Source organism: Methylobacterium symbioticum, assembly GCF_902141845.1.
GTDB lineage: Bacteria > Pseudomonadota > Alphaproteobacteria > Rhizobiales > Beijerinckiaceae > Methylobacterium > Methylobacterium symbioticum.
In genome coordinates this window covers 1-2,447 of record NZ_CABFPH010000216.1, presented here as the reverse complement: position 1 = coordinate 2,447, position 2,447 = coordinate 1, and the positions used below count along the sequence as shown (strand labels likewise).

The window sequence follows — 2,447 nt, the reverse complement described above, 5'->3', positions numbered from 1 at the left end:
GACGGCGGCGACGGTGGCGCCACGGTCATTGCCGGTGCCGAAGCCGTAGCCGGCGTTGAAACCGGCGTAGAAGCCCGTCCAGGTGAAGACCGGCACCGGGGTGAAGACCGGCGGCGGGGCGGCGCGGCGCGGAAGGTCGGCAGCGGCGGCGGCGGCGGTCATGCCGGCGAGAACGGTCGATGCGAGGAGAAGCTTTTTCATTGTGTCCTGGGTCCTGTGTGGCAAAGCCGGCGTGCTTGTAGGTCCTTGAGCCGGGTGGGTCTGTCGCTTTCCTGCAACAAGCGTGGCTAGATAAAATCCGACCCGTCAACGAAAGGTGAAAGTTACGCGTGCCTACCGAACGGGCTCGCCCCGATGTGCTCTGGCGCACATGGGCGTCTTCCAAGCATCGCGTTGCTGGAAGCGGCTCCGGGCCAGCGTGAGAATGGGGCAAAACCTGGGCACGCTCGCGCCAGATGCAGGAAGAACTTCGTGAGCGATCCCCATCGCGCAGAGTTTTATTGCACGATCTCCTGCCCGGAGCCGTCGCCCGGGTAACCGCCGCTTAACCAAGATCGCCGAGGCTGAGCCGTCACCGGACAGGCGGACGAGCGGGGCACCCCAGTGGACGAGGCGGAATCGAGCGCGGCCTACGGCTCTCTCCTGCGCTCGGGTGCCGTGAGCTGGGCGCTCCGGGTCACGGCCCTGGCCGCGATCGCGGCCGTGGGGGCCGCGCATTATCTGGCGCATATCGGGGCTTTCGGCGAGCCCCCCTCCGCGCCGCGGATCGCCCGCGAGGCGCGCCTCCTCTCCGATCCGGACACGACGGGCTCGATCGCCGCCGCAGGTCAGGTCCGGCTCGATCCCTGCGCCCTGCTGCGCCGCTGAGCGCGGCCGGCGGAGCGCCCCGCCAGAGTCTTTGGCAATCTTCTTCCCCGATCCGGCCTCTGCGCGGGCCCGATCCGTGCGGGAAAAGCCGGGCTGTCTCGCGTCCGCGAGATTGACAAGCCGTAGCAAGGCCCTAAGTGTCCCGTCACGCGTGCATGCCGGGTGCCAGGCCAGGTTCCCGACGAGACGGCAATAGCCGATACGAATTCCGATCTTCCCGGCCCCGTAGCCGTTGCCGCGACTGTCCTCTCTGCGCCGGCCGGTCGTCACGCCGCGCGCAACGGTCCACTGAGCTGATGCCTTTCTCCGACCTCGGATTGAGCGACAAGGTCCTGCAGGCCGTCTCGGCCTCGGGCTACACCGAGCCGACGCCCATCCAGGCCCAGGCCATTCCCCACGTCCTGGCGCGGCGCGACGTGCTCGGCATCGCCCAGACCGGGACCGGCAAGACGGCGGCCTTCACGCTGCCGATGCTGACCCTGCTCGAGACCGGCCGCGCCCGCGCGCGGATGCCGCGCACCCTCATCCTGGAGCCGACCCGCGAGCTCGCCGCCCAGGTCGAGGAGAATTTCGAGCGCTACGGCACCAACCACAAGCTCAACGTCGCGCTGATCATCGGCGGCGTCTCCTTCGCCGACCAGGATGCCAAGCTGACCCGCGGCACCGACGTGCTGATCGCGACGCCGGGGCGCCTGCTCGACCATTTCGAGCGCGGCAAGCTGTTGCTGACCGGCGTCGAGCTCCTCGTCATCGACGAGGCCGACCGCATGCTCGACATGGGCTTCATCCCCGACATCGAGCGCATCGTGAAGATGGTGCCCTTCACGCGCCAGACGCTGTTCTTCTCGGCGACGATGCCGCCGGAGATCGAGCGCCTCGCGGACGCGTTCCTGCACAACCCCGAGCGCATCGAGGTGGCCCGCCCCGCCTCCACTGCCGAGACCATCGTCCAGCGCCTCGTCGCCACCGGCGCGGAAGGCCATGTCAAGCGCGAGCGCCTGCGCCGGCTCATCCGCGGCGCCGAGGAGCTGAAGAACGGCATCATCTTCTGCAACCGCAAGCGCGAGGTGGCCCAGCTCCAGAAGTCCCTGGTGAACCACGGCTTCCCGGCGGCGGCGCTGCACGGCGACATGGACCAGCGCGCCCGCATGGCCGCGCTCGACGCCTTCCGCAGCGGCGAGACGCCCCTGCTCGTGGCCTCCGACGTCGCCGCGCGCGGCCTCGACATCCCGGCCGTGAGCCACGTCTTCAACTTCGACGTGCCGCATCATCCGGAGGATTACGTCCACCGCATCGGCCGCACGGGCCGCGCCGGCCGGGCCGGCCATGCCTTCACCCTGGTCAGCCGCAGCGACGGCCGCTCGCTCCAGGCGATCGAGTCGCTCATCGGCCAGCCGATTCCCTGGCTCGACGGCGACCTCGCCGCACTGCCCGAGGAATCGGAGGAGGCCGAGCCGAGGAGCCGTCACCGCGGCGCCCGCTCCGGCGGGACCGAGCGCCGCAGCCGCGGCAAGGGCGCCGGAGAGGCGCGCGGCGAGAGCCGTCCCCGCCGCGGCGGCGGGCAGCGCGAGCGTGGCGAG

General features: G+C 70.3%; 2 protein-coding genes and 1 pseudogene. 2 read left to right on the top strand and 1 reads right to left on the bottom strand.

Going from position 1 to position 2,447, the window contains the following annotated elements; all coding sequences use genetic code 11:
* Positions 1-201: pseudogene (locus tag MET9862_RS28875) on the bottom strand (porin family protein); the annotation flags it as partial.
* A 402-nt stretch (positions 202-603) separates the two neighbouring features.
* Between MET9862_RS28875 and MET9862_RS28870 the strand changes: the two are divergent.
* Together MET9862_RS28870 and MET9862_RS28865 are read left to right on the top strand one after the other, a co-directional pair.
* Positions 604-867: a hypothetical protein gene (locus MET9862_RS28870; RefSeq protein ID WP_142586300.1), complete on the top strand. Its 264-nt coding sequence runs from the start codon at positions 604-606 to the stop codon at positions 865-867.
* Between the two features lie 296 nt (positions 868-1,163).
* Positions 1,164-2,447 (top strand): DEAD/DEAH box helicase (locus MET9862_RS28865; protein ID WP_142586299.1); only part of this gene is annotated, 1,284 nt, incomplete at its 3' end.